Below are 22,532 nucleotides of genomic sequence, written 5' to 3'. Positions count from 1 at the left end.
TATTAGGAAGCTCACAGCCTAAGGCTTCCCTCTCTGAGAATCGTAAAATACAACTCATGTCCTCATCATTACTTTTATAAAATATCTTGTCGAAACTTGTTGTTTTTTATTATATGGGCTATTTTTTAAAAAATCAATAGTTTTATTTTTTCTGACAAAAAAATATAGGGAGAAAATTTTTCCTCCCTATAACTGCCCTATTAAAATTTCTAACTCTTCAGCTGTAACGCTCCGCCACTTTCCAACTTCAAGCTCATTTAGCTCTATATTCATAATGCGTACTCGCTTTAGCTTTATTACAGTAAATCCGAAAGCACGACTCATTCTACGAATTTGTCTGTTCATTCCTTGCGTTAAAACGATACGAAATGTTGATTGATCGACTCTTGTCACTTTGCACGGCTTCGTCATTCCATCTTTAATCTTTACACCGCGGGACATCTCATCAATAAACCAGTCCGTAAAAGGTTTATCGACTGTGACAACATATTCTTTCTCGTGCTCATGATCACCATGTAAAATTTGATTGGCAATCGCGCCGTCATTCGTTAATAAAATAAGTCCTTCTGATGCTTTATCTAATCGCCCAACTGGAAAGATTCGCTCTGGGTAATTGATATAATCAATAATATTATCTTCAATATGATCGGCTGCTGTACAAGTAATTCCGACTGGTTTATGAAATGCGATATACACTTTTTCTTTCTCTTCTTTTACAATAACTTGCCCATCAATCGTTACCCTATCACCATCGCTTACGAGTGCACCGTGCGTACATATTTCGCCGTTAATAGCCACGCGTCCAGCTTTAATGAGACGATCTGTTTCACGTCTGGAGCATAATTTTGCTTCGCTTATGTATTGGTTGATTTTCATGTTCTATTCCTTTTCACATATATTAAAAGCGTCAATCTATGGCAATATCATTCTGCCACGATTGACGCTTTTTCACTTCGCAAAAACAACTAAATAAATAACCCCAATCACCAAAAATATTCCACAACAAGCTAACAATACTTTTGCAAGTTTGTCCATAAACATATAATGGTTTCCCCTTTGTTTCGTTGTTTTCTATTTTAATTCGACAACTGTTACGCCTAGGCCTCCCTCGCCCATGTCACCGTAACGGAAGGTTTTTACACCGCGATGCTTCTTCAAGTAATCTTGTACACCTTGGCGAAGTGCTCCTGTCCCTTTACCGTGAATGATTGATACGCGAGGATAGCTTGCAAGCTGGGCATCGTCTAAGTATTTCTCAACGCGCGCCATTGCATTTTCAAATCGTTCACCACGAAGATCAAGTTCTAATGAAACGTGATAGTCTCTACCTTTTACCGTTGCAACTGCTTTTTTCTCTGTTTGCTTCGGTGTGTTAATGTATTCCATATTAGATTCTTTCACTTTCATCTTCAGAATACCGATTTGTACGCTCCACTCTGTATCGCTTACTTTTTCAAGTAGTTGACCTTTTTGACCGAACGTTAATACTTTCACTTCATCACCTGCACGTAACTGTTGTTTCGGTGCAGTGTTTTTCACATTTACTTTTTGTTTCTTAACAAGCTCTGGTGCTGCGCCTTCTAGACGACTCTTCGCTTCAATTAGCTCGTGGTCTTTCACATTTGCAAGCTGTGCTTTACGCAATTGACGAAGTTCTTGAATAATGCCTTCTGCTTCTTTCTTTGCAGCTTCGACTTTTTCTTCTCCTTCTTTTTGCGCTTTTAATAATCGTTCATCACGATCTTCGTTAAATTCAATGATTTGACGTTGTAATTCACGATGCAGTTTTTCAGATTGTTTGCGAAGCGCTTCTGCTTCGTTCCAGTCACGCTCTGCGTTCTTCTGGCTTTCTTCTAACTTCGCAATCATATTTTCAATTTTATTCGTATCTGTACTAATGTGATTGCGTGCTTGCTCAATAACGCGATCAGATAATCCAAGACGTTTCGAAATTTCAAAGGCATTACTACGGCCTGGTACACCGATTAATAATTTATAAGTTGGACTTAATGTATTTACATCAAACTCAACACTCGCATTAATAACTTGCTCACGGTTATATCCGTATGCTTTTAATTCTGGATAATGCGTCGTTGCAACAACGCGAGCACCGCGATTACATACTTCATCTAAAATTGAAATGGCAAGTGCAGCCCCTTCTTGCGGGTCTGTTCCAGCACCTAATTCATCGAATAAAACTAAACTTTCAAAATCAGCTTTTTCTAAAATATCAACGATGTTCACCATATGTGAGGAGAACGTACTTAAACTTTGTTCAATCGATTGCTCATCACCGATATCAGCAAAGATATTTTTGAATACACAAATCTCTGACTCATCCATTACTGGAATGTGAAGGCCAGATTGCGCCATTAACACACAAATACCAACTGTTTTCAGCGTAACTGTTTTACCACCTGTATTCGGTCCTGTAATAACAATTGTCGTGAAATCTTTACCTAACATAATGTTATTTGGCACGATTATTTCTGGATCGATTAGCGGATGGCGAGCTTGTCTTAAATCCATATAACGCTCGTTATTTACGATTGGTTTCGTTGCTTTAATTCGTTTCGCATAAAAAGCTTTCGCAAAGATGAAATCAAGATTTGCAACTACTTCTACGTTTGATAAAACGATATCGGCTTCTACTGCTACTTCTTCTGTTAACATCAATAAGATGCGTTCAATTTCTTGTTTTTCTTTCACACGTGCTTCTTGTAGTGCATTATTTAATTCTACAATTACTTGTGGTTCAATAAATAACGTTTGTCCAGAAGCAGATTGATCGTGAACAATACCGCCATATACGCCGCGATATTCTTGCTTTACTGGGATTACGTAACGTTCGTTACGAATCGTTACAATCGAATCAGACAGCATCTTTTGCGCGTTTGAAGAGCGCGTCATATTTTCTAACTTTTCACGAATACGGCTTTCCGCAGTACGAATTTGAGTACGAATACCACGCAGTTTATCACTTGCGCTATCGACTACTTCACCGCCGTCACCGATGCAATTTGTAATTTTCTTTTCTAAATCATATAAAGATATAATTTGAGCGACGTGAGTTTCTAAAATCGGAAGCTCGACACCGTTATCAGCCATATCTTCAATGAAACGTTTCATATTACGACTACCATACATCGTATTCGCAATATCAAGTAATTCATTTGGACTTAACATACTCCCAATTTTTGCACGCTTCACATTTGAGCGAATATCCGTAATACCACCTAATGGTGCACTACCTTTTAAACGAATAACTTTCGCTGCTTCATCCGTTGTATCTTGCATTTCTACAATTTCTTCAAAATCAGTGCTCGGCACTAAATGCTTCACTTTGTCACGACCAAGTGAAGATGCTGTATGTTCAAGTAATTGTTCTTTTACTTTATTGTATTCTAATACACGCAACGTTCTTTCTAACATGTTGCAGGTCCCCCTTGTATTACTTATTACGTTTAATATAGTCTAATAAACGTTCAATATCCCACGTGTTAATCACGTTATCTTTTTGAATCCAACCTTTACGTGCTGCTGCTACACCTGTTTCCATATCTTCTAACATTTCAAGCGTATGAGCATCCGTATTAATCGCTACTTTCACACCAGCATCTTGTGCTTGTTTTAATAATTTCGCGCTTAAATCTAGACGGTTCGGATTCGCATTTAATTCTAAAACTGTATTTGTCTCTTTTGCTAGTTCAATTAATAAATCTGTATCTACATCATAACCCTCACGACGCCCGAGAAGACGTCCTGTAGGATGGGCAATCATTGTGACATGTTTATTCTCAAGTGCAGTACGTAGACGCTTCATAATCGTTTCACGGTCTTGTGAGAAGCTAGAGTGAATCGCTCCAATGACATAATCTAATTCTGCTAATACTTCATCATCAAAATCAAGCGAGGCATCTGGTAAAATGTCCATTTCAATTCCGCGTAAAATTGTAATGTCTGGATACTTTTCATTCATACGTTCAATTTCTTTCGCTTGCTCACGAAGACGCTCTTTCGTTAAACCGTTCGCCACTTTTAAGTATTGCGAGTGATCAGTAATCGCCATAAACTTATATCCACGAGCACGGCACGCTTGTACCATTTCTTCAATAGAAAAAGCACCGTCACTCCAAGTTGTATGCATATGTAAATCACCTTGTATATCGGAAAACTGAATTAAGTTCGGATACTCTTTAATTAATTCAATTTCTTTTCCATCTTCACGCACTTCTGGCGGAATAAATGGCAAACCGAAATGAGCAAAGAAGTCTTCTTCAGTCTCAAATGTTTTCACTTCACCTGTTTCCAAGTTCTCTACACCGTACTCACTAATTTTCTCGCCTTTATCTTTTGCGATTTGACGCATTTTTACGTTATGATCTTTTGAACCTGTGAAATGGTGAAGAGTTGTAATAAACTCTTCTGGTTTTACTAAACGGAAATCAATTGAAATATCATATTCATATTGAAGACGGACAGAAACTTTTGTATCTCCACTTGCTATTACTTCAATCATATTATCAAATTGTAGTAAATGCTCACGTACCGCTGCTGGTTCTGTCGTTGCAATGATAAAATCTAAATCTTTCACTGTTTCACGAACACGGCGCAAACTACCAGCGCGAGAGAAACGAATTACTTCAGCAATATTCGACAATTTCTCCTCTATTTCCCCGGCAATAGGCAATACCATCGCAATTGGTAAACGCTCTGGACGAGAGCCTACTTGATCGATTGCTTCTAATATTTTCTCTTCTGTCTTCTTACCGAAACCTGCTAAAGCTTGTACTTTATTTTCCTCACAAACAGCTTTTAGCGATTCCATATCAACAACACCAAGTTCTTTGTATAACTTAGCTACCTTCTTACCACCAAGACCTGGTAGTTTTAATAACGGCAATAAGCTACTTGGTACTTCTTTTTCAAGTTCTTGTAATACTTCAGATGTTCCCGATTCTATATATTCTTGAATAACTGCTGCTGTTCCTTTTCCAATGCCCGGTATCTTCGTGAAATCTTCAATCTCAGAAAGACTACGATCATCACTTTCTAATGCTGCTGCCGCTTTACGAAATGCAGATATTTTAAATGGATTCGCGCCCTTTAATTCCATAAAAAGCCCGATTGTCTCTAATAATTTGATAACTTGTTTTTTATTTACTTTCATCATTGCCCCGCCTTTCTTTCATAGAAAAAAACTTCTCTTTCCGAAAAAAGAGAAGTTATACTCTGCTACCTGTCTGCCATAGTTCCTTCACCTTTTCAGATAGAATCGGTGTATCGTCTACAATTATTTTGCTAATTGATGATTTTTGTAATGGTGTTTGTACTTGTTCAATCGGAAGAATGTTTCCAATGATAATTAAGACAAACAAAATAATATATACTTCTAAAAATCCGAGGATTGCCCCCGCAAACGCATTTACTTGCTTTAAAACCGGTATTTCTGCAAACATATTTAACAAATTACCAAGTAATGAAAGTGCAATTTTAGTGATAATAAACAATATGATAAACGCAAGCGCTTGATAAAATACTGTCTCAATATTATTTGCATCAATCCATTCTGGAACAGATACGTTTTTATCAAATGGATACGGAATAAATTTCGCAAGTGCTGGCGCTAAATCTTTACAGTACCAGTATGCAACAAGGTATGCGATAATAAAGCTTGTTAACTTTACAAGTTGCAGAATAAACCCTCTGCGTAAGCCGAGGAAAAATCCCATAACAAGCAGTAAAATGATAATAATATCAATCATGTTATTCCATTCCTTTTTTTGTCATACTTTCTTTCAATTTCTCATGTTCTTCTTTTAATTTTATGTAATCGTGTATGACGTTTACCGCCGTCAATACCGCTAGTCTACTCGTGTCAAGCGAAGGATTCTTGGCATTGAGTTCGCGCATTTTATCATCCACAATCGCTGCTACCATGCGGATATGACTTGTACTTTCATCGCCAACAACTGAATATTGCTGACCATAGATTTCTACATTAATTCGACTTTTCTTTCCCTTTTGTTGTGACAACTCACCGGCCTCCAATCACGTACAGAATCCTAAAGTTTATCATACCATGAACCTTCATAATATGGAAACAGAAAGAACAATCCGATATGATAAAAATAACAATATAAAAAAAGGGGCGACCATTATGTCAAATTCTATCGTAATTCAAACAAATTCTACAGTAATTGAAGACATGAAACAACAATATAAACATTCGCTTAGCCCGAAAACTCCGCAAGGCGGGATCTTCATGGCAAAGGTACCATCTTGCACGATTACAGCGTATAAATCTGGAAAAGTAATGTTCCAAGGAGGCCGCGCTGAAGCAGAAGCTGCCCGTTGGCAAACTGTCTTCCAAACTCCAAAAACAGCTGTAAAAAAATCTGTCGATTCACACCGTTATGCACCGCCTGCTTCCATCGGTACAATGTCTATCGTAGGGTCAGATGAAGTGGGTACTGGTGATTTCTTCGGGCCGATGACAGTCGTTGCTGTATATGTGGATGCGAAGCAAATTCCACTACTAAAAGAACTTGGTGTAAAAGACTCTAAAAACTTAAATGACGAACAAATTACTGCCATTGCGAAACAACTTCTACACGTTGTTCCTTATAGCTCTCTTGTCCTTCATAACGAAAAATATAACGAGCTATTTGATAAAGGAAACAACCAAGGTAAGTTAAAAGCTTTACTACACAATAAAGCTATTACAAACTTATTAGCTAAAATGGCACCTACAAAACCTGAAGGCGTCTTAATCGATCAATTCACACAACCTGATACATACTATAAATATTTAGCAAAACAAAAACAGGTACAGCGTGAAAATGTTTACTTCGCTACGAAAGGTGAAAGCGTCCATTTAGCAGTAGCCGCCGCCTCCATTTTAGCTCGTTACTCATTCGTAAAACAATTTAACGAACTAAGCAAAAAAGCTGGTATGCCCCTTCCAAAAGGTGCAGGTAAACAAGTTGATATCGCTGCTGCTAAATTAATTCAAAAGCTTGGTAAAGAACGATTACCTGAGTTTGTGAAACTGCATTTCGCTAATACGGAGAAGGCGCTTCGCTTATTAAAATAGTATCGACAAAAACAGGAGCCTACAAACTCCTGTTTTTTGTTTCACCCTACTATTGTCCTTATAGTTTTGTTACAATTATAATATACAGATTATTCCAAAATAGGAGGGCATCCCCATTGCTACTTCTACAAATGATTCTAAATATTTTACTAGGCGATCCACACGAAAGACAGTTTGAAATTAGGGAAAACATTCAGCTACTAAGTGAACAACGAGCGTTCAACGATTTAATAGAGCGTTATGGTCGCTCTTTCTTATTAAACTTTCGGATTCGAAGATTTATCGGGAAACACGATGCTCGCTCGTTAATACATAATCCAGCAAAACTACAACACTTCTGTGAGGAACTTGAATGTATGATTAGAAAAAGGAGGTTTTTCATATGAACGCTGTAAAAGTTAAAAAGCTATTATATGTTTTCGTACACCTCGTAGGCCCACTTTCTTACTTCACTATTTCTACCATTTGGGGAGCTTTTTTCACTACTAAATCCACATTCGAAAATATATCTGATAATCTTGGCGTGATTGCCATCTATTACGTGTTCATGAGTTTACTGTGGTTTTTCTATTTAGATCGATTAGGCAAAGACATAAATAAGATTACAAAAGAAATTAACGATAAGAAGATGTAATACATGAAAAAAGGAGAGTCGCCAAGACTCTCCTTTTTTATGTTAGCTTCGTTTCTGCTTCTTATTTGATGAAGGTACTTTATGTGAACCTGTTTCATGTGTCGTCGTTCCTTGTCCTTCTACTTCTGGAGAACCAAGGCTTGACCTTGAATGATCTTTTTTCACTTTTTTACTCATTTATATTCACCCCTTCGCGTTACTTTTTGCTACGGGGTCATAAACTATGCAAACAAAAAAGCGAGAGGAAATCCTCTCGCTTTTTTCATATTTTAGAATTCAGAAGAACCTGGAGTTCTTGGGAATGGAATTACGTCACGGATGTTAGCCATGCCAGTGATGTACATTAGGAAGCGCTCGAAACCTAGACCGAATCCAGCGTGTTTTGTACCGCCGTATTTTCTAAGTTCTAAGTACCACCAGTAGTCCTCTTCGTTCATACCTAATTCTTTAATTCTGTCTACTAAAACGTCCATTCTTTCTTCACGTTGACTTCCGCCGATTAATTCGCCGATGCCAGGAACTAGAAGGTCAGTAGCAGCTACTGTTTTACCGTCTTCATTCAAACGCATGTAGAATGCTTTAATGTCTTTCGGATAGTCAGTTACGAATACAGGGCGTTTGAAGATTTCTTCTGATAAGTATCTTTCGTGCTCTGTTTGTAAGTCAATTCCCCATTCTACTGGGTATTTGAAGTCAGCACCTGATTCTTGAAGTACTTTAATTGCTTCTGTATAAGTGATGCGACCGAAGTCTGAGTTAATTACGTTGTTCATGCGCTCAAGAACTGTTTTATCAACGAAGCTGTTGAAGAATTCCATTTCTTCTGGTGCATGCTCTAATACGTATTTCATTGCATACTTCAGCATATCTTCTGTAAGGTTCATTACATCCCCTAGTTCCGCGAATGCAATCTCAGGCTCAACCATCCAGAACTCAGCAGCGTGGCGAGTTGTGTTTGAGTTTTCTGCACGGAATGTAGGTCCGAATGTGTATACATCACGGAATGCTAATGCATAAGCTTCAGCGTTCAGCTGTCCACTTACTGTTAAGTTTGTTTCTTTACCGAAGAAGTCTTTTGACTCATCAACTTTTCCGTCTTCACCTTTTGGTAGGTTATTTAAATCTTGCGTTGTTACGCGGAACATTTCGCCAGCACCTTCTGTATCACTACCAGTGATGATAGGTGTATGAACATGTACGAATCCACGCTCTTGGAAGAATTGGTGAATCGCAAATGCTGCGATAGAACGTACGCGGAACGTTGCAGAGAATGCATTTGTTCTTGGACGTAAGTGAGCGATTGTACGTAAGTATTCAAATGTATGACGTTTCTTTTGAAGTGGGTAATCAGAATCTGATAAGCCCTCGATATCAATTTTTTCTGCTTTAATTTCAAATGGTTGCTTCGCTCCAGGCGTTGCAATTACTTTACCTTCTACTTTAACTGAAGAGCTAAGTGGAAGTTTTGCAATTTCTTTGAAGTTCTCTAATTCTGTATCGAAAACGATTTGAACGCTTTTGAAGAAGCTACCGTCGTTTAATTCGATGAAACCAAATGCTTTTGAATCACGTAAGTTACGAATCCACCCTGATACTTGTACTGTTTGATCTGCATACTTTTCTGTATCTCTATACAGACTTTTTACTAATGTGTTTTCCATAGTGAAATTCTCCTTTGCTCATATATTTAAATACAAAAAAACCTTTCATCCATAAAGGGACGAAAGGTTAAACTTCGCGGTACCACCCAATTTGTCATAAAGACCAACTTTAACTCGTATGTAATACATACTTCCCGGTTTGTAACAGGCCGGATTCCCGTCTAAGTCTACTCTTGAATACAAGATTCAATTTCGGTTAGCAACTCCAAGGTGTTCTTCACATATACCGCCTCATCAGGCTCTCACCGTCCCTGACTCGCTTTGGATTATAGTATATACTACTTTTCCTTATCATCGTCTTTCATTTTGTTAAACTAAAATTAATGTACTACATTCGAGAGAAAGATGCAAGGTGTCGGAAAATATATGAGCGATTTTTGTAATATATCGACTTACCGACAGTGTCCGACAACTAACCCAATAAAAAAATTGCCGGAATATATCCGGCAATTTTCTAATTACTTACGTAACTCCGCACCGAATTTCTCTTCTACCGTTGTTAGTACACGGTTATGTGCTTCTGTTACTTCTTCGTCTGTTAATGTACGTTCTGCATCGAAGTAAGTCATAGAGAATGCAAGTGATTTCTTGCCTTCTTCCATTTTTTCACCTTCGTATAAGTCGAATAGTGTTACGTCTTTCAGAAGTGCTCCGCCAGCTTCAGCAATGACTTGCTTCATTTCACCAGCTTTTGTTTCTTTTGTTACTACAACAGCCATGTCACGTGTCATAGATGGGAAACGTGGAATTGCTGCGTAGTAAGTTTCTTCAGCGTCTGCACCGAATACTTTTACAAGAGATAATTCAAATACGAATGTATTTTTCACATCTAATTGTTTTTCTGCTTCTGGGTGCAATTGACCGATGAAACCAATTACTTCGCCATCTAATACGATGTCAGCTGTACGGCCTGGGTGCATACCTTCACGTTTTGCTGGTGCATATGTGATTTGGTTTGCAACGCCAAGTACGTCGAATAGTCCTTCTAGTACACCTTTCACAACGAAGAAGTCTACTACTTTCTTCTCACCTTGCCATGCATGGTGAAGAGCAAGACCTGTCATAACACCTGCAAGATGTTGTTCTTCTTTCGGAAGTTCTCCTTCTTCTGTCGGTAAGAAGATAGAACCTACTTCGTATAAAGCAACGCTGTCGTTTTTACGAGCGACATTGTATGAAACTGCTTCTAGTAATTGCGGTACTAAGCTTAAACGAAGTTGGCTACGTTCTTCACTCATTGGAAGTGCAAGACCTACAGGCGCCTTTTCGTTTGGCTCAACCATATATTGTTTCGCTTTATCAGCGCTTGTTAATGAATATGTGATTGCTTCATATAAACCAGCACCCTCTAAGAAGCGGCGTACTTTACGACGTTTCGTTTGTGCTGATGTTAATTTACCACGAGTCATCGTTCCAGAAGGTAATGTAACTGGAATGTGGTCATAACCGTATAGACGGCCCACTTCTTCTACTAAGTCTTCTGAAATTGTAATATCAGGACGACGTGCTGGTACATTCACGTGGAATGTTCCTTCTACTTCTGTGAATGGGAATTTCAAGTTTGTGAACATTGTACCCATTTCACTCGCAGAAATATTTGTACCTAATACACGGTTTACTTTTTCAGCAGTAACAGATACTGTACGCTCTTGTACTTGTAAGTTGTCAGCTTCTACTACACCTTCAAGTGCTTCACCGCCAGCATATTTCGCCATTAAAGCAGCTGCGTGTTGAATTGCTTCAAATGTACGTGTTGGGTCGATTCCTTTTTCGAAACGTGCACTTGATTCACTACGAAGACCTAAGTCTTTTGATGTACGACGTACTGTTTGACCTGCAAAGTATGCAGACTCAATTAGAACGTTTACTGTCTCATTTGTAACTTCAGAATCCGCCCCGCCCATTACACCAGCAACAGCTAAAGCTTTCGTGCCGTTTGTAATTACAAGGTGGTGCCTTTGTAATGTACGCTCTTGATCATCTAACGTTTCAATTTTTTCGCCTTCTTTTGCAAGACGAACAACGATTTCTTTTGAACCTAATTTATCGTAATCGAATGCATGTAACGGTTGACCGTATTCCATTAAAATGTAGTTTGTAATATCAACTACGTTGCTAATTGGACGAATGCCAGCTGCCATAAGACGAGTTTGCATCCACATTGGTGATGGACCAATCTTTACGTTTTTAACCATTTTTGCAATGTATAATGGGTTTTCTTCTTTCGCTTCTACACTTACAGAAATATAATCAGAAGTTTTTTCTGCTGTTTCTTGTAAGTCGATAGCTGGAAGTTTTACTTCGCGGCCATAAATAGCAGCTACTTCGTAAGCAACACCTAACATGTTTAAGCAATCTGCACGGTTTGGTGTTAAGCCAAGCTCAAGTACTTCATCGTGTAAGTTTAAAATTTCAAGTGCATCTGCACCAACTTCAGCGTCACTTGGGAAGATGAAGATACCATCTGCGTATTCTTTTGAAACTAACTTTCCATCAATACCAAGCTCTTGAAGAGCACAAACCATACCGTGAGAAGCTTCACCGCGTAGTTTTGCTTTTTTGATTTTGAAGTTACCAGGAAGTACAGCTCCAACTTTTGCAACTGGTACTTTTAAACCTTTTGCAATGTTAGCAGCTCCACAAATAATTTGAACTGGCTCTTCTTCACCGATATCGATTAAGCATTTGCTTAATTTATCAGCTTCTGGGTGTTTTTCACATTCTAATACGTGACCAACTACAACACCTTTTACACCTTTATTTAATACTTCAACGCCTTCTACTTCAATACCACTTTTCGTGATTTTGTCTGCTAGTTCTTGTGCTGTTACATCTTTAATATCTACATACTCTTGTAACCAACGATATGATACGAACATACTTATCCTCTCCTTCCCTTACGCTCGTTTGAATTGTTGTAAGAAACGTACATCATTTGTATAGAAATGACGAATGTCATCTACTCCGTATTTCAACATTGCGATACGCTCTGCGCCCATACCGAATGCGAAACCTTGATATTCTTTTGAATCATAACCAGCCATTTCAAGTACGTTCGGGTGAACCATACCTGCGCCTAGAATTTCAATCCAGCCAGTTCCTTTACAAGTGCCGCAGCCTTTGCCATGACACATCATACAAGAAATATCCATCTCTACAGATGGCTCTGTGAATGGGAAGAAACTTGGACGAAGACGGATTTCACGATCTTCACCGAACATCTTTTTCACGAATACTTGCAGTGTACCTTTTAAGTCACTCATACGAATGTTTTTATCAATTACAAGGCCTTCAATTTGCATGAACTGATGTGAATGCGTCGCATCGTCGTCATCACGGCGATACACTTTACCAGGACAAATAATTTTAATTGGGCCTTTTTCTTTATTATTTTCCATCGTACGTGCTTGCACAGAAGATGTATGTGTACGTAGTAACGTTTCTTCTGTGATGTAGAATGTATCTTGCATATCACGCGCTGGGTGATCTTTCGGTAAGTTTAGTGCTTCGAAGTTGTAGTAGTCTTTTTCTACTTCTGTTCCTTCAGCTACTTCATAACCCATACCGATGAATACATCTTCAATTTGCTCAACAACAGCCGTTAACGGATGGTGACAACCTGTTTCAACAGGACGACCTGGCAATGTAACATCAATTGTTTCAGTAGCTAATTTCGCTTCAATTACTGCTTTTTCTAAGTTACTAATTTTGTCGTCTAGACGCGTTTGAATCGCTTCACGTACTTCATTTACTAATGCTCCCATACGTGGACGCTCTTCTGCTGATAATTTTCCCATGCCGCGTAATACTTCTGTAATTGGGCCTTTTTTTCCTAAATACGCTACGCGTACGTCGTTTAAGCCCTTTAGCTCTTTCGCTTCTTCAATAAGCTCTAACGCTTTTTGCTTTAGCTCTTTTAAACGTGCTTCCATTTTGGAACCCTCCTAATTTTAAAAATAAAAAAACCTCGCTCCCAAAAAGGGACGAGGTAAATTCGCGGTACCACCCTAAATTGACAGAACATGTCTGCCCACTCATTAGTTATAACGATCAATTCTGACCGGAACGCCTTTACATATACATGGTCCTGGCGTCAACTCCAGAGGTGAATTCACTTCCGTCTACCATAAGAATGCTTTCAGTCTACGGCACTCTCTCCCTATATGGCGATTTTGTAAGCTACTCTTCTCTATCAACGTTTTTCGTTATTTAACTTTTAATATAATGTACTTCAACTTATTATAAGAAGTTTTTTATTTGTTCGCAACCGGGCTTTGCAAATAATACGTTAAAATCCCTGCTGCAACCGCAACATTTAATGATTCTGCCCCGCCGTAAATCGGAATATACAAGTTTTGATCCGTTTTTGCAAGAATTTCTTGGCGTACGCCATTTCCTTCATTTCCTACAATTAATGCAAAACTGCCAGCCGGCGTTACTTCACCATACGGAACTCCATTTTCAAGAGCTGTTCCATATACAGGAACGTTATTTTCTTTTAACTTGTCTACCCATTCTTCTAAGTTCCCTTTTACAATTGGTAAGTGGAAAATAGAGCCTTGTGTAGAGCGGAGTACTTTACTATTGTAAACATCAACACAACCTTCTCCAAGCACAACGGCGTGAATACCAGCTGCATCAGCTGTACGAATAATTGTTCCTAAATTACCTGGGTCTTGCAGGCCATCTAATAAAAGGAATTTCCCATCAGTAAGAGCTACTTCTTTCTCATGCTTCTCACAAACAGCAAATACACCTTGCGTCGTTTCTGTTTCACGAAGTATTTTTACAATCGCCTCAGGTACGATGTACATTTCCACATCATTAACTGTCCAATCTTTCGGAAGGTCTGTCTGATCTGAAACGATAAGTTCTGTTACAATTCCTGCCTTCAAAGCTTCCTCGACTAAGTGGAATCCTTCTACAAAAAATAAACCTTTTTTATCGCGTTCTTTTTTCGTTTGCAGCTTTTTCCACTGCTTTACACGCGGATTTTGTACTGAATCAATGTTTTTCATAATATGTATTTCCCTCTCTTCTTGTCTTATCATTATAGCCTATTTTTCATACATATTTACATAAAAAAGAACAAAAACTAACGTCAGTTTCAATTCTGAAGAAGAGGTGAAAGCAATGAGTTTTAATTTACGCGGTGCCGTATTAGCGAATGTATCTGGAAATTCACAAGATCAATTACAAGAAACAATCGTCGATGCAATTCAAAGCGGTGAAGAAAAAATGCTTCCAGGTCTTGGCGTTTTATTTGAAGTCATTTGGAAAAACGCTGATGAAAATGAAAAGCATGAAATGTTAGAAACACTAGAGCAAGGATTAAAAAAATAAGCAATTTGAAAATCACCTTTGCATAAGCTAAGGTGATTTTTTTGCAGAAAATTTTTTTCTTCTCCTAAACATTTCTACTTTACTAACGAACTATGATGGAGTACAATGTTCAAAATACATTTAAACCGATCGATTTTTCTTCATATACACCATAAGATAAAAGGAGTGAATGTTTTATGCACCGTATTACGCTTGAACAAATTTTTAAACACCACATTACACAAAAATACGTAAACCGTTCTGGAATGGTCCACGCGATCGCTGTCGCTTACCATGCGTTTCACCTAGCCAAAAAGCATCACGCCTCAGTCGATGCTGCCACAAAAGCTGGCTTCCTTCATGATATCGGACATCATACGTGGTACACAGGCGGCGAATGGGATTATGACTTATATAAAAAGAATGATATCCATGCAATTAAAGGCGCTGAAAGAGCACATAAATTACTTATTAGATTAGGAGAACATCCAAAACTAGCAAAAGAAATTTCTATTGCAATTCTTCTTCATACAGATTCTTTCTTAGTGGAACAAGAAATTGAAAGAACATCTCTTCAAAATATTATTAAATGGGCAGACGAAGCAGATGAAGAACCGGGCGGAGCGCATCATTATCGAACAATTTCTTATGAAAAAGCACTTAAAGCAATTCAGCAATTAGATCGATTGGTAGAGCGTGAATTGCAAATAGAGCAAGCAAAATTGAATAACAAGACAGAACATAGTTATCAATGAGAAAGAGGCATCACTACAGGGTGATACCTCTTTTATTATTTTATGAAAAATATACCTTTATATGTAATATTTAAATATTACGCCTGAAAACAAAATCCATTATTCCAGCTATGTTATTTCATATTATGAATAATATGTTAGCATTCTTAGGATAAAGAGAGGTATCATGATGATACCTCTCTTTACTCTTTTTATAACAACTTCTTTATACTAATTTTAATTTCTTTAATTGTCTTATTAGCGAGGATAAATGGATTACAAGCACAATGTAAAAGTATACACAACATAGGATTTATTATTTTTACTGCCGGACTACTGGGAGTTATTTTCTGGGTTCTCATGTCTGCAGGTGATTCATTCTATATCTAATTGAATCCTTGTATAAGAAAACAAAAAAGCAAGGAAATTAATTCCCTGCTTTTCTATTTGGTTTATTGCCTGATTGTAAGAAGAACGATAACACCCAAGCGATACCTGCTAGTATCGTTGCGATTAAGAAGGCATCGTTAATACCGTTAATTGCAGATAGCTTTGAAATTTGTCCATATAATAGTTGTGTGCTCATCGCGTCTCCTGCTTGAGCTGATCCAGCTAAGGCCGCTAAGCTTTGACCCATGCCGTGTACTTTATCAACTAAAATTGGGTTTGATGTTGTTAACATGTTGCCGTAATCAGCTACGTGAGCAGTCGTTTGTTGCGTCATAAGTGTAATTAAAATAGCTGTTCCGATTGAACCCGCTACTTGTCTTGACGTATTTTGCGTTGCTGTACCGTGAGAAATTAATTTCATCGGCAGCGCGTTCATACCAGCTGTCATAATTGGCATCATAATGAATGACATACCAATTGAACGTATAATGTAATCCGTCATAATAACGCTATACGGCGTATCCATCGATAATTTTGTAAATTCATATGTCGCATACGTCGTAATTGCCAATCCAATTATCGCTAATGGACGAATACCATATTTATCGAATAATTTACCCGCTACTGGTCCCATGATCCCCATAATTAATGATCCTGGAAGAAGTAGTAAACCAGATTCAATTGGCGTAAAGCCACGAATGTTTTGCAGATATACTGGAAGCAATAACATACCTCCGAATAATGCCATCGTAACGATTGCATTAATTACTAAAGTAAAAGTAAATACTGGATATTTAAATACTTGTAAATCAAGCATTTTATTGTCCGTTGTTAACTCTCTCCAAATAAATAACGCTAAACCAATTACACCGATAACAAGTGAAATAATGACTTCTGCACTAGTCCAACTATTATTTCCAGCTTCACTAAATCCGTACAATAAGCTTCCTAGTCCAATACTTGAACTAACCACACCGAATATATCTAATTTCGTTTTAGACACCGGCTGAGCTAGTGTAAAGAATTTTAAAGATAGGAACGTAATAATTAAACCAATAATAAACATCGCATAGAACATTAAGTTCCAGCTATAGTTTTCAATCACCCAACCTGTTACAGTTGGTCCGATAGCTGGTGCTAAAATCATCGCTACACCTAGTAATCCCATCGCCGCTCCGCGTTTATGAGGCGGGAATAACGTCATGAAGATATTCATACCAACCGGCATTAAAATACCCGCACCAACTGCTTGAATTACGCGACCTGTCATCATCATTGTAAAGTTTCCTGAAGTAGCACAAATGATAGATCCTACCGTGAAGAATAACATTGCTGCTACGAATAATTTACGATACGTAAATCGTGAAACTAAAAAGGCACTAATCGGTACTAAAATACCATTTACAAGCATGAAGCCTGTAATTAACCATTGTGCTGTTGAAGTTGATACATTAAATTCATTCATTAACGGAGGTAATGCAACATTAATGATTGTTTGGTTTAAAATAGAAACGAACATGCCTAGAATTAATACAGCTACAACTGCTTTTACGTTCACATTCTCTACAGGCATAGACATTTGTTTTTTCGGCACTTCTTTTTCTTGTTTTACTTCTTCTTGCTTTCCTGTTTCTAACTCAACTACATTAGAAATTTCCGATTCTTGCTTTCGTTCAATTTCTTTCTCTTCTGTTTCAACTTTACTTACTTCTATTTTACTTACGGCTGGGACTTGTTCTTCTCCCATTTTCGTTTTTTTCTTTCGTAAAAGACGATTTACAAGGAAGAAGACGATTATACAAAATAGTGCATATCCTGCAATTACAATTGAGGACATCTCATCTCCCCCTTACTTATGAATACGAACTGTCACATTCATGCCAGGAACAATATTTACTGATTTGCTATGATCTAAAGAAATTTTAACTGGTACTACTTGTGTTACTTTCGTATAGTTCGCTGTTGCGTTGCTTGATGGCAACATAGAGAATGTATTCGCTGTTGTTAAGCCAACTTGTTCTACTTTTCCTGTTAACGTTGTATCTGGGTATGCATCTACATACACATCTACATCTTGACCTTTTTGAACATCATCAACATCTGTTTCTTCAATGTTTGCTGTTACCCATAAATTGTTCATATCAAATGCATAAGCAATCGGGCTACCCGCTCCAACGAAAGCATTTGTTGTCGCGTTTGATTGTACAACTGTTGCATTTTGTGGAATTGTTACATCTACTGTTTGTTCTCCATTAGCTGCCGCTACAGTAACAGTACCTAATTTATCGTTCTCATTATAATTTTTTCCTACTTCAGCTTTCCAGTCAGTTAGTTTACCTGCTACTGGTGAAGCAACCGGAATTACCTTTCCATCAATCTTTGCATTGTCTGTTTTTAAGTAATTTTCCGTTTGATTGTAATAGTAATAACCGCCAATACCGCCGCCAACTAGTACAATTAATGTGATAATGTTGATAATTACCATTCTTCGAAACTGATTCATTGCATTCCTCTCCTTATATCGCATATAATTTTTTTCTAAACTATTTATGTCCTTATTGTTTAGATTGTTTAATTGTTAATTATATTAACCTTTTAACAAAAAAATCACACCATCTGCAGCGTAAATCGAAACTTCTCTACCTGCGAGCGGTGCTGATTTCTGAAGGACTATCGTTTATAATTATAAATAATTATTTTGAATCTACAACCGACAATTTACGTATGAAATGTCGTTTAAACAACAATATAATACCAATATGTTGTTTAAGTATAGAAAATTAAACGAGGGGAAATAAAAATGTCTATTAAAAATACAAATGATCCACGTGTAAAACGGACGAGACAACTCATACAGGATGCTTTTGTCGCTTTAGTAGGCGAAAAAGGTTTTGAAAATGTTACTGTTCAACATATCGCAGAACGCGCTCCTGTAAACCGCGCTACATTTTATAGCCATTACCACGATAAATATGACTTACTAGACAAAAGCATTGAAGAAATGTTAGAAAAGCTAACTGAAGTAATTAAACCGAGAAATAGAAATAAAGAAGATTTCCAACTAACATTTGATTCGCCACATCCAAGTTTTTTGGCCTTGTTCGAACATATTGCAGAAAACACTAACTTCTATAACGTCATGCTTGGTGATAAAGCTGCTGGAAACTATACGTATAAGATGATGAAAGCAATTCAAACGCATTTAACATTAAGCCTCTCTATTTCACAACCTAACGATGAAAAACTAATGGTTCCACGCGATATTCTCATTAGTTATGTTACTGGTGCCCACCTAGGAATGATTATGTCATGGCTAAAAAGAGGGATGATATATACCCCGCATTTTATGGCGATGCAATTAACTCGTTTAATTATTTTAGGGGCTCATACTGCTGCAGGATTAGAAAGGCCTTTTTAAAACATAAAAAAGCGAAGGAGAAGCTCCTTCGCTTTTTCTATTAATTAAATGTAATGTTATGTACAGCCTCTTTATCAAGACGTTTAATAACTTCTACAATTAACTTCACTGCATTTTCATAATCATCACGATGTAACATTGCCGCATGAGAATGGATATAGCGCGTTGCAATTGTAATTGCCATAGAAGGAATACCATTTACAGCAATGTGAATCGCACCCGCATCCGTTCCTCCGCCTGCTACTGAATCATATTGATACGGGATTTGTAATTCATCAGCAACATCAACTACGAAATCACGTAAACCTGTATGTCCAATAACAGAAGCATCATATAAAATGATTTGTGGTCCATCGCCCATTTTACTTTGTGCTTCTTTTGACGTTACACCCGGTGTATCTCCAGCGATACCAACATCTACTGCGAACGCGATATCTGGTTTAATATAATTCGCAGATGTTTTTGCGCCACGAAGACCAACTTCTTCTTGTACAGTTCCAACGCCATATACAACGTTTGGATGCTTTTCATCTTTTAATTGTTTTAATACGTCAATTGCAATTGCACAACCGATTCGGTTATCCCATGCTTTTGCAAGTAACATTTTTTCATTCTTCATCACTTGGAATTCAAAGTAAGGTACAACTTGATCTCCTGGTCGTACGCCCCACTCCATCGCTTCTTCTTGGCTAGAAGCACCGATATCGATGAACATGTCTTTAATTTCAACTGGCTTTTTACGAGCTTCTGGAGGTAAAATGTGCGGTGGTTTTGAACCAATTACACCTGTTACATCTCCTTTACGCGTTACAATCGTCACGCGTTGCGCAAGCATAACTTGTGACCACCAGCCACCAACCGTTTGGAAGCGAAGGAAACCTTTGTCATCGATTTGTGTAATCATAAATCCAACTTCATCTAAATGACCTGCAACCATAATTTTCGGGCCGTTTTCTTCCCCTACTTTTTTCGCAACTAAACTCCCTAAATTATCAGTAGAAAGTTCGTCCGCAAACGGCTCAATATATTTCTTCATTACTTCACGTGGTTCACGCTCATTACCAGCAATACCACGTGCATCTGTTAATTCTTTTAGCATTGTCAATGTCGCGTCTAATTTTGTCATTGCCAACACCCTCCTTTTTCTTCAGTCAATTCATTATACAATAATTAAATTGAAATATTCAAAAATTAAATTAGTATCCTTGTGTTTGACGCTGATGATTTACTTCATTTTTATCTAAATATGCTTTTTCAATCTCTTCTTGTTCAAATTCAAGTGCTTGTCCAAGTCGAAGATAGCTCGTAAATAATTCAATATAGTTTGTAATAGATGGTTGATCTGTAAAACGAATTACTTTCGCATATGTGTCTAAGAAAATTTCCACTTGTGTTTTATTCGTCTGTGCACATTTATAGAATAGGAAGTTTTTATCAATACCTAAATCAATTCCGATTGATAAAATAAAATGCAAACCATCTACGTATTCTTCTAATATTACTTCACGTTCTGATGCTGGTTTGTTGCTCCAATATTTAAAACAACGTGTTTCATTTGCAAGTTCTCCAATTTCTACAAGAAGAGCTAACATTTTTTCTTTTAACAATTTTTTCGGTTGTAAGTCATGTTCTTTTGCAATACGGTCATCTAATTCTTTTTGTAATTTAAATAGTTGTAGTAAGTCCATTCTATTGTCCTCCTCCAACATCGCATTTTACGCAACAATGTTGTTTCATCTCAAAGTTCATTATTATGTTTCAGTTCTTATGAATAAGTCAGCTATCTAACTCTTTATAAAATAGCTTGTCCTTAATTTACAAATACGTTTCAGTCATCGCTCTTAAATTGTTCATCTGATGAAAGTTCCATATCATCTTTCCATTATAGCAGTGTCGTTTCAGCTAGGAAAGATACTCTTCTTTCCAAACGAGCAGAATTGAAAAAAGCCAGGAGTATTCTCCTGACTTCATATGTATATTCTTCTATACTGCTATAACTTTTATATTGATTTTGTCATATTGATAACAACATAGCCGTTAATCTTTAGAATTTCTTTCACTTCTAACTTCTATTTGAATACAAATAAAAAAACCTTAGAAGAAAATTCTTCTAAGGTTTCAACTAATTAATTAGTTAATGTTGTTTTTTGCAACTGTTGCTAATTCAGCGAAAGCTTTTTCGTCATGAACAGCTAAGTCAGCAAGCATCTTGCGGTTAACTTCGATGCCAGCATTTTTAAGACCGTGCATTAAGCGGCTGTAAGAAAGACCATTCATACGAGCTGCTGCGTTGATACGTGTAATCCATAATTTACGGAAGTCACGTTTCTTTTGACGGCGGTCACGGAATGCATACATTAGAGATTTCATAACCTGTTGGTTAGCAACCTTGAATAATGTATTTTTTGAACCGTAGTAACCTTTTGCTAATTTAATTACTTTTTTACGACGTTGACGAGTAACTGTACCACCTTTTACTCTTGGCATAATATTACCTCCTAATTGTTCTATATATCAGCCGAACTTATTTTAAGTTGTCAAGCATTTGACGAATGCGTTTGAAGTCACCAGCGCTTACTACACCAGCTTTACGTAGTTTACGTTTAGCTTTTGTAGATTTGTTAGCGAATAAATGGCTTGTGTAAGCGTGAGAACGTTTCAGTTTACCTGATCCAGTCTTTTTGAAACGCTTTGCAGCGCCGCGATGAGTTTTTTGTTTAGGCATAGGTATTTCCTCCTCTATCTATTACTTATCGTTTTTCGGTGCTAAAACTAAGAACATACTGCGTCCTTCCATTTTAGGCTTAGATTCAACTGTGCTAACTTCAGCACAAGCTTCTGAGAAGCGATCTAAAACACGTTGACCGATTTCTTTATGAGTAATGGCACGTCCTTTAAAGCGAATTGATGCTTTAACCTTGTCGCCTTTCTCTAAAAACTTGATAGCATTACGAAGTTTTGTGTTAAAGTCGTGTTCATCAATTGTTGGACTTAAACGAACTTCTTTCATGCTAATTACTTTTTGATTTTTGCGCTGCTCTTTTTCTTTCTTCTGTTGCTCAAAGCGGAATTTACCGTAGTCCATAATGCGGCATACTGGCGGTTTCGCATTTGGAGCAACTAATACTAAATCAAGATTAAGATTTGCAGCTAAGTCTAAAGCGTCATTACGAGACTTGATTCCAAGTTGATCGCCATTTGCGCCAACTAAACGTACTTCACGTGCACGAATTTGCTCGTTAATCATCATATCCTTGCTAATAGTAAGCCACCTCCA

General features: G+C 37.4%; 23 protein-coding genes, 2 pseudogenes and 3 other annotated features (1 of these 28 cut by a window edge). Of the genes and pseudogenes, 8 read left to right on the top strand and 17 right to left on the bottom strand.

The window, feature by feature from the left end; genetic code table 11:
• Positions 1-78 (bottom strand) — a binding site (T-box leader); it reaches 178 nt to the left of the window's first position.
• A 108-nt stretch (positions 79-186) separates the two neighbouring features.
• The 5 genes from MR136_RS01055 to zapA all read right to left on the bottom strand — a co-directional run bounded on the left by MR136_RS01055 (position 187) and on the right by zapA (position 6,036).
• Entirely contained in the window at positions 187-876 is a 690-nt protein-coding gene (locus MR136_RS01055) for a 23S rRNA pseudouridine(2604) synthase RluF (RefSeq protein ID WP_242259232.1), read from the bottom strand.
• A gap of 195 nt (positions 877-1,071) precedes the next feature.
• A complete protein-coding gene (locus MR136_RS01050) occupies positions 1,072-3,432 on the bottom strand; it encodes an endonuclease MutS2 (RefSeq protein ID WP_242259231.1) in 2,361 nt (786 codons plus the stop codon).
• A gap of 19 nt (positions 3,433-3,451) precedes the next feature.
• A complete protein-coding gene (polX, locus tag MR136_RS01045; protein ID WP_000867532.1) occupies positions 3,452-5,170 on the bottom strand; it encodes a DNA polymerase/3'-5' exonuclease PolX in 1,719 nt (572 codons plus the stop codon).
• Positions 5,171-5,225: 55 nt separating this feature from the next.
• Positions 5,226-5,765: a CvpA family protein gene (locus MR136_RS01040; protein ID WP_000565409.1), complete on the bottom strand. Its 540-nt coding sequence runs from the start codon at positions 5,763-5,765 to the stop codon at positions 5,226-5,228.
• Position 5,766: 1 nt separating this feature from the next.
• On the bottom strand, positions 5,767-6,036 hold the full coding sequence (gene zapA, locus MR136_RS01035) for a cell division protein ZapA (RefSeq protein ID WP_000082701.1): 270 nt from the start codon (positions 6,034-6,036) through the stop codon (positions 5,767-5,769).
• 124 nt (positions 6,037-6,160) lie between these two features.
• On the opposite strand from zapA, the gene rnhC reads away from it, so the two are divergent.
• The 3 genes from rnhC to MR136_RS01020 all read left to right on the top strand — a co-directional run bounded on the left by rnhC (position 6,161) and on the right by MR136_RS01020 (position 7,730).
• A complete protein-coding gene (gene rnhC / locus MR136_RS01030; RefSeq protein ID WP_098582959.1) occupies positions 6,161-7,096 on the top strand; it encodes a ribonuclease HIII in 936 nt (311 codons plus the stop codon).
• Positions 7,097-7,212: 116 nt separating this feature from the next.
• Positions 7,213-7,482 (top strand): hypothetical protein, encoded by a 270-nt coding sequence (locus MR136_RS01025; protein ID WP_000925539.1) that lies wholly within the window; start codon positions 7,213-7,215, stop codon positions 7,480-7,482.
• A complete protein-coding gene (locus MR136_RS01020) occupies positions 7,479-7,730 on the top strand; it encodes a hypothetical protein (protein WP_017673996.1) in 252 nt (83 codons plus the stop codon). The genes MR136_RS01025 and MR136_RS01020 overlap by 4 nt, the downstream gene beginning before the upstream one ends.
• A gap of 42 nt (positions 7,731-7,772) precedes the next feature.
• Here the strand turns inward: MR136_RS01020 and MR136_RS01015 are convergent, their stop codons facing one another.
• The 5 genes from MR136_RS01015 to MR136_RS00995 all read right to left on the bottom strand — a co-directional run bounded on the left by MR136_RS01015 (position 7,773) and on the right by MR136_RS00995 (position 14,442).
• Entirely contained in the window at positions 7,773-7,907 is a 135-nt protein-coding gene (locus MR136_RS01015) for a YuzL family protein (protein WP_000039592.1), read from the bottom strand.
• A gap of 92 nt (positions 7,908-7,999) precedes the next feature.
• Positions 8,000-9,391, bottom strand: coding sequence for an asparagine--tRNA ligase (gene asnS, locus MR136_RS01010; protein WP_000432177.1), 1,392 nt, complete (start codon positions 9,389-9,391; stop codon positions 8,000-8,002).
• Positions 9,392-9,443: 52 nt separating this feature from the next.
• Positions 9,444-9,695: a binding site (T-box leader), on the bottom strand.
• Positions 9,696-9,849: 154 nt separating this feature from the next.
• The gene (pheT, locus tag MR136_RS01005; protein ID WP_017673994.1) at positions 9,850-12,270 is read right to left on the bottom strand and encodes a phenylalanine--tRNA ligase subunit beta; all 2,421 of its coding nucleotides are present in this window, start codon (positions 12,268-12,270) and stop codon (positions 9,850-9,852) included.
• An 18-nt stretch (positions 12,271-12,288) separates the two neighbouring features.
• Positions 12,289-13,323 (bottom strand): phenylalanine--tRNA ligase subunit alpha, encoded by a 1,035-nt coding sequence (pheS, locus tag MR136_RS01000; RefSeq protein WP_000388219.1) that lies wholly within the window; start codon positions 13,321-13,323, stop codon positions 12,289-12,291.
• Positions 13,324-13,367: 44 nt separating this feature from the next.
• Positions 13,368-13,596, bottom strand: a binding site (T-box leader).
• A gap of 48 nt (positions 13,597-13,644) precedes the next feature.
• Positions 13,645-14,442 carry a TrmH family RNA methyltransferase gene (locus tag MR136_RS00995; RefSeq protein ID WP_001986644.1) on the bottom strand — a complete coding sequence of 266 codons (798 nt, stop codon included), beginning with the start codon at positions 14,440-14,442 and terminating at the stop codon, positions 13,645-13,647.
• An 82-nt stretch (positions 14,443-14,524) separates the two neighbouring features.
• On the opposite strand from MR136_RS00995, the gene sspI reads away from it, so the two are divergent.
• The 4 genes and pseudogenes from sspI to MR136_RS00975 form a co-directional block, all read left to right on the top strand.
• Positions 14,525-14,734, top strand: a complete 210-nt coding sequence (gene sspI / locus MR136_RS00990) for a small acid-soluble spore protein SspI (RefSeq protein WP_000009509.1) — start codon at positions 14,525-14,527, stop codon at positions 14,732-14,734.
• A 176-nt stretch (positions 14,735-14,910) separates the two neighbouring features.
• Positions 14,911-15,468 carry an HD domain-containing protein gene (locus MR136_RS00985; protein ID WP_000554786.1) on the top strand — a complete coding sequence of 186 codons (558 nt, stop codon included), beginning with the start codon at positions 14,911-14,913 and terminating at the stop codon, positions 15,466-15,468.
• Positions 15,469-15,542: 74 nt separating this feature from the next.
• Positions 15,543-15,623, top strand: a pseudogene (locus tag MR136_RS00980) (CPBP family intramembrane glutamic endopeptidase); the annotation flags it as partial.
• Positions 15,624-15,681: 58 nt separating this feature from the next.
• Positions 15,682-15,837 (top strand): annotated as a pseudogene (locus MR136_RS00975) (DNA-binding protein); the annotation flags it as partial.
• A gap of 37 nt (positions 15,838-15,874) precedes the next feature.
• Here MR136_RS00975 and MR136_RS00970 read toward each other — a convergent pair.
• Positions 15,875-17,674 carry a DHA2 family efflux MFS transporter permease subunit gene (locus tag MR136_RS00970; RefSeq protein WP_000095295.1) on the bottom strand — a complete coding sequence of 600 codons (1,800 nt, stop codon included), beginning with the start codon at positions 17,672-17,674 and terminating at the stop codon, positions 15,875-15,877.
• A 12-nt stretch (positions 17,675-17,686) separates the two neighbouring features.
• Positions 17,687-18,340, bottom strand: coding sequence for an HlyD family secretion protein (locus tag MR136_RS00965; protein ID WP_001071419.1), 654 nt, complete (start codon positions 18,338-18,340; stop codon positions 17,687-17,689).
• 297 nt (positions 18,341-18,637) lie between these two features.
• Here MR136_RS00965 and MR136_RS00960 point away from each other — a divergent pair, with 297 nt between their 5' ends.
• Complete coding sequence (locus tag MR136_RS00960) at positions 18,638-19,255, top strand: TetR/AcrR family transcriptional regulator (protein WP_000023672.1); 618 nt, start codon at positions 18,638-18,640, stop codon at positions 19,253-19,255.
• A gap of 40 nt (positions 19,256-19,295) precedes the next feature.
• Here the strand turns inward: MR136_RS00960 and MR136_RS00955 are convergent, their stop codons facing one another.
• The 5 genes from MR136_RS00955 to infC all read right to left on the bottom strand — a co-directional run bounded on the left by MR136_RS00955 (position 19,296) and on the right by infC (position 22,505).
• Positions 19,296-20,381, bottom strand: coding sequence for a M42 family metallopeptidase (locus tag MR136_RS00955; protein ID WP_000163555.1), 1,086 nt, complete (start codon positions 20,379-20,381; stop codon positions 19,296-19,298).
• A 70-nt stretch (positions 20,382-20,451) separates the two neighbouring features.
• Entirely contained in the window at positions 20,452-20,943 is a 492-nt protein-coding gene (locus MR136_RS00950) for a dUTP diphosphatase (RefSeq protein ID WP_000365050.1), read from the bottom strand.
• A gap of 442 nt (positions 20,944-21,385) precedes the next feature.
• A complete protein-coding gene (rplT, locus tag MR136_RS00945; RefSeq protein ID WP_001138362.1) occupies positions 21,386-21,742 on the bottom strand; it encodes a 50S ribosomal protein L20 in 357 nt (118 codons plus the stop codon).
• Between the two features lie 37 nt (positions 21,743-21,779).
• A complete protein-coding gene (gene rpmI / locus MR136_RS00940) occupies positions 21,780-21,980 on the bottom strand; it encodes a 50S ribosomal protein L35 (protein ID WP_001125945.1) in 201 nt (66 codons plus the stop codon).
• A 21-nt stretch (positions 21,981-22,001) separates the two neighbouring features.
• Complete coding sequence (infC, locus tag MR136_RS00935; protein WP_000973215.1) at positions 22,002-22,505, bottom strand: translation initiation factor IF-3; 504 nt, start codon at positions 22,503-22,505, stop codon at positions 22,002-22,004.
• Positions 22,506-22,532 lie beyond the last annotated feature (27 nt).

The sequence above is a fragment of the Bacillus cereus group sp. BfR-BA-01311 genome (assembly GCF_022664295.1).
Taxonomy (GTDB): domain Bacteria; phylum Bacillota; class Bacilli; order Bacillales; family Bacillaceae_G; genus Bacillus_A; species Bacillus_A cereus.
This window is presented reverse-complemented; position numbering and strand designations above follow the sequence as displayed.